The organism is Acidobacteriota bacterium, from assembly GCA_026707545.1.
In the GTDB taxonomy this organism is placed as follows: domain Bacteria; phylum Acidobacteriota; class Thermoanaerobaculia; order Multivoradales; family Multivoraceae; genus Multivorans.
The window spans coordinates 1-5,690 of record JAPOWR010000007.1; the positions used below are offsets into that span (position 1 = coordinate 1).

Annotated in this window: 1 protein-coding gene; it reads left to right on the forward strand. The window is 67.6% G+C overall.

From position 1 onward, the window contains the following. Positions 1–17: 17 nt before the first annotated feature. Positions 18–5,690: MG2 domain-containing protein (locus OXG83_18160; protein ID MCY3966940.1), on the forward strand; the 5,673-nt coding region annotated here is incomplete at its 3' end.

Consider the following 5,690-nt stretch of genomic DNA (forward strand, 5'->3'; position numbering starts at 1 on the left):
TGCTCATACTACCGGCGTTGGCGGCCCTGAGCTGCGCCCGAAATGGATCAGGCGGCGGCCTGAGCGCGGTTAGCGATGGTCCATCCGAGATAGATGTCGAGATTGAACCGTCCGAATATGAAGTCGACGACTATTTCGAGGGCGAGTGGCCGCCTCTCGAAGACTCGCTCTCTCCGCCCTTTGTCCTCAGCGAGGGCGGGCCCGATTGGGACGCCGGCGAAGCGCGTCCGCCCCTCGCGCAGACGAAACCGCTCACGCCGGAACAGGTCCGGACTCTGCTGAGCCGCCTGCCGCCCGTTCAAGAGCAGGAGGGCGACGTCGAGCAGGTGCGCCTGCCCCACCAGGTCCTCCCGCCCCCCCGGCCCGGCGTCGAAGTGGAGCTGCCCTTCCCGCCGCCGCAGGCCGCTTCCCTGCCCGATGCCCTTGCCGACGCGCCTCTGGCCGTTTTGCGCTATTCGCCCGAGGGAGACGCGCCGCTGGCCCCCCAGCTGAGTATCACCTTCAACCAGCCGATGGTCCCTCTAACCAGCCACCGCGAACTGGCCCGTGAGGAGGTACCGGTCAGGCTGTCCCCCGAACCGCCGGGCCGCTGGCGCTGGGTGGGCGCGCAGACGCTCTTTTTCGAGGCCGGCGCCGCAGGCCCCGCTCGCATGCCCATGGCGACCGAGTACACGGTCCAAATCCCAGCGGGCACACAATCTGCCGGCGGCCGGAAACTGGCCGAGCCCGTCAGCTGGACCTTCCGCACGCCGCCGCCCACGCTGCAGTTGGCGCATCCCACCAGCCGTTCTCTCGGTGTGGCGCCTGTCTTCTATGCATCTTTCGACCAGAGAATCGACCCTGCGGCCGTCCTCGAGCACGCGCAGGTGACTGCCCGCGGCGTCAGCTACGCGCTGCGCTTGGCGACCGAAGATGAGATCGCTGCCGACACGCGGGTTCAACGCCTGGCTGCGGCAGCCCCTCCCGACCGCTGGCTGGCTTTCGTCGCCGTGGAGCCTCTCCCGCGCGACGCGACCGTCACAGTCACCTTCGGCACGGGCACGCCCTCCCTCGAGGGCCCGCTCGTCAGCGCGCGCCCTCAGAGCTACAGCTTCCATACGCCCGGCCCGTTCGCGCTGCGGCAACATCGGTGCGGCTGGTCAGACGGCAGCCGCTGTCAGCCCGGCGAGCCCTGGCTTCTGCGCTTCAACAATCCCGTCGACTTCGTAAGATTCGACCCTGCCCTCATCTCCGTCGAACCGGAACCTGCCGCCGTCTCCTACGAGGTCTACGACCACGAAATCTGGATTCAGGCAATCACGCGCGGCAACACGACCTACACTGTCACCCTGGACGCCGAACTGACCGACCGCTTCGACCAGACGCTGGCTGCGGAACTGCAGGTGCGGTTCGAGGTCGGCCCGGCCGAGGCCTTCCTGACCGCCAAGGCCGGCGGCCCGATTACAACCCTGGACCCGTATGCCAGGCCCGTTTTCCCGATCTACACGCTCAACCTCAACGCGGTCAAGGTGCGCGCCTTTCGCGTTGCCGCGGAGCAGTACGTCGACTATCTCCTTTGGCGCCATGACCACCGCAACGATGACCGGCAGGATCCACCAGGGGAGCTTGTCATGCAGCGCACGCTGCAGCTGGACTCCCAGGCCGACGCAGTGCTGGAGACGAACATCGATCTCGCCGCCGCCCTCGACGGCGAAACCGGCCACCTCATCCTCTACGTCGAGCCGCAGAGCGGTTTGCTCGCTTCTCTCTTCAACCAACGGCTACGGGAAATGCGCGTCGTCAGCTGGGTTCAGGTGACCGGAATCGGCCTGGACGCCTTCGTCGATGATGATGAGATCTACGTCTGGACAAACCGACTGGCCGACGGCGCACCGCTGCCGGGCGTGCGCGTGACCCTCTGGCCCCAGGAGCTGCACGGCACGACCGACGAGACCGGTTCTGCCCTGTTGTCGCTCCCGCAAGACAGCGCGCAGCTGCTCATCGCACGCGCCGGCGATGACACGGCATTTCTGCCCGAAAACCGTTACGAATTCTACCGCACCGAGAGCGGCTGGAACGGCTGGCGGCGGCGGGACGCAGCCGCCGAAGCCCGCTACTACGTCTTCGACGACCGCAAGATCTACCGTCCGGGCGAGACCGTCAGCGTCAAGGGCTGGTTGCGCCTGATCGAACGCAGCCCGGAGGGCGACGTGAGCCTGGTCCGCCAAGGCGGCCCGGACCGGCTCAGCTATGTTGTGCGTGACGAGTCGAACAATCGCATCGACGCCGGCTCCGTACCCCTCAACGCGCTCGGTGGTTTTCATTTCCAGTTCGACCTGCCCGAAAACGTCAACCTGGGAAACGCCTGGATCGAGTTGGAACCGGCCGCCGGCTTCCCCGCCGCGGACGAAGCCCGCCACTACCACGGGTTCCAGATCCAGGAGTTTCGCCGCCCTGAGTTCGAAGTCAGCGCCCGTGTCAGCGAAGGCCCCCACGTCGCCGGCGGTCGCGCGCTCGCGACCGTCAGCGCCGGCTACTTTGCCGGCGGCCCGCTGCCGAACGCCGAAGTGACCTGGGAGGTCGAGGCGACGTCAGGCGCCTACGAGCCGCCCAACTGGTCCGGCTTCATCTTCGGCAAGTGGCTGCCGTGGTGGGGCTATGACGACGAGTTCGCTTACCTCGGCCGCGCCGCCTTCACCGCGCGCACCGGCGCCGCCGGCGAGCACAGCCTGCGCATCGACTTTCTGACCGGCGCAAACGCCGGGAACGGCTCCGATCTGCCCGGCCGGGAGAACGTGCGGCCCTTTCCGGTCCACGTCAACGCCCGCGCGACCGTGTTCGACGTGAACCGGCAGGCGTGGAGCAGCGGCGCCGGCCTGCTCCTGCATCCGGCCGACCTCTACGTCGGCCTGCGTACCAAGCGCTACTTCGTCGAGCAGGGCGAGCCGCTCTCGGTTGAAGTCGTCGTCACCGACATCGACGGCAATGCGGTCGCGGGCCATGGCGCGGTCGTGCGCGCCGCGCGGCTGGGCTGGGTCTACCGTGAAGGCGGATGGCGGGAGATCGAAAAGGAGGCGCAGGAGTGCACGGTAGAAACAACCGCCGCGGCTGCGCCAGACGACAGTGAACACAACTTTGCCGCCTGCGGTTTTGAAACGCCGCTTGGCGGCGAGTACCGCATCACCGCCACCGTTACTGACGAAGCCGGTCGTCGCAACCGCACCGAGTTGATTCGCTGGGTGAGCGGCGGTCAGCGGCCGCCGAGCGGCAACGTGGAGCGGGAAGAGCTGCAGCTCATCCCCGACGGCGAGGCGTACGCGCCGGGGGAGACCGCCCAAATCCTGGTGCAGGCGCCCTTCTTCCCCGCCGAAGGCCTTGTCACCCTGCGCCGCGACGGTCTCGTTTCCAGCCAGCGCTTCACGATGGACGGCCCGACCCACACCTTGCACGTACCGATCGAGGAGCAGTACGCGCCCAACATTCACGTGCAGGTCAACCTGGTCGGGTCAGCCGTGCGCGTCGATGGCGCGGGCAATGAGCTTCCTGCCGCGCCCCGCCGCCCCGCCTACGCGCGCGGCCGGCTCAACCTGTCGATTCCGCCCCTGAGCCGCACACTGCAGGTCGACGCGACCCCGCGTGCGCTGAAACTGGAGCCCGGCGCCGAGACAACAATCGACGTATCGGTGCGGGATGCAAACGGCGCGCCGGTGGCCGGCGCCGAATTCGCCGTCGTCGTCGTGGATGAGGCGGTCCTGGCCCTGACCGGCTATCAGCTGCTCGACCCCGTAAGCGTCTTTTACAGCGATCGCGGCCGCGGGGTCGGCGACCACCACAGTCGCGCCGACCTGGTGCTGGCGAGTCCGCAGGCGCTGCCGGGGGCAACACCCGCGCCAACGGGTACGCCGCAACCGCAACAACCGCGTCCCGAAATGCTAAGGCAGACGTTTGCGCTCGAGGCGTCGGCCCCGGCCATGGCGGAGATGGCAATGGGTGATGACATGGCCGAAGAGTCGATGGACACCGACGGCGGCGGCGAGGCGATTCGCGTCAGGCTGAACTACGACCCGCTCGCCCTCTTCGCGCCCGATGTACGTACCGACGCCGACGGGCAGGCCAGCGTTTCCGTCACTCTGCCCGACAACCTCACCCGCTATCGCGTCATGGTGGTGGCCGTGGCCGGCGGCAAGTTCTTCGGCAGCGCCGCGTCCAACCTCACCGCGCGGCTGCCGCTGATGGTACGCCCTTCCGCGCCCCGTTTCCTCAACTTCGGCGACAGCTTCGAACTGCCGGTCGTGCTGCAAAACCAGACCGACGCGGCGATGGTGACACACGTGGTCGTCCGCGCGACCAACGCCGATTTGGTGGCGGAAAGCGGCGGGAGTGAAGCGGTCGGCTACGCGCTGGAGGTGCCCGCCAACGACCGGGTCGAGGTACGCTTTCCAACACAGACCGCCGGCGCAGGCACGGCCCGTTTCCAGTTTGCCGCGGTCGCCGCCAATCAGCCTGCGATCGCCGACGCGGCCGAGATCGACCTGCCGGTCTTCACACCCGCAACCACCGAGGCCTTTGCCGTCTACGGTGAGATCGACGCCAGCGGCGCGTTGCTGCAGACTTTGCGGCCACCGACTGATGCAGTCCCGAGCTACGGCGGCCTGGAAGTAACGATCTCCTCAACCGCGCTGCAGGCGCTGACCGACGCCTTCATCTATCTCGTGCGCTACCCCTACGAATGCTCCGAGCAGATCGCCTCCCGCATCCTCGGCGTGGCCGCGCTGCGCGACGTATTGACGGCGTTCGACGCGGAGGGGCTGCCGACGCCCGCCGAGATCGAGATAATGATGGACAGCGATCTGCAGACGCTGCAGGCCCTACAGGACGACGGCGGCGGCTTTCCCATCTGGCGGCGCGGCGGCGAAGTCTGGCCCTATCACAGCGTCCACGTCGCCCATGCCCTGGCCCGCGCCCGGTTGAAGGGCTACGCGGTTCCCGAAGACATGCTGAGCCGCTCGCTTGACTATCTGCGCACCATCGAGGACCACTTCCCCTCCTGGTACGGGGCCGGCGTCCGTCGCGGTCTTTCCTCCTACGCCCTCTATGTGCGCAAACTGCTGGACGACGATGATCCATCCAAGGCAAGAAGGCTGATCAACGAAGCCGGTTTGGAAAACCTCTCGCTTGAAAGCGTCGGCTGGCTTCTCTTCGTGCTCAGCGACGATCCGGCCTCCCACCGGACGGTCGCAGAGATGCGGCGCTTCCTCAACAACCGCGTGACGGAGACCGCCGGCGCGGCCACGGTCGCCTCCGGCTACGGCGACGGCGCATACCTTCTGCTCCATTCCAGCCGCCGCGCCGACGCCGTCCTGTTGGAGGCGCTCGTCGTCGACCAGCCCGACCGCGACCTGATTACAAAGCTGGCGCGCGGGCTGCTGGGGCACCGCACCGCAGGCCGCTGGAGCAATACGCAGGAAAACCTCTGGGTGCTCCTGGCGCTGGACCGCTACTTCAACGCCTTCGAGTCACAGACGCCCGACTTCGTCGCCCGCATCTGGCTGGGCGAGCGGTACGCGGGCGGCCATGCCTTCGAGGGCCGCTCAACCGAGAACGTCGCTCTCGGCCTCCCGATGCAGTACCTCCAGACAAGCGCGGATGAGACCGACGGCGACCTTCCCCTGACTCTGCAGAAGGAAGGCCAGGGACGGCTCTACTACCGG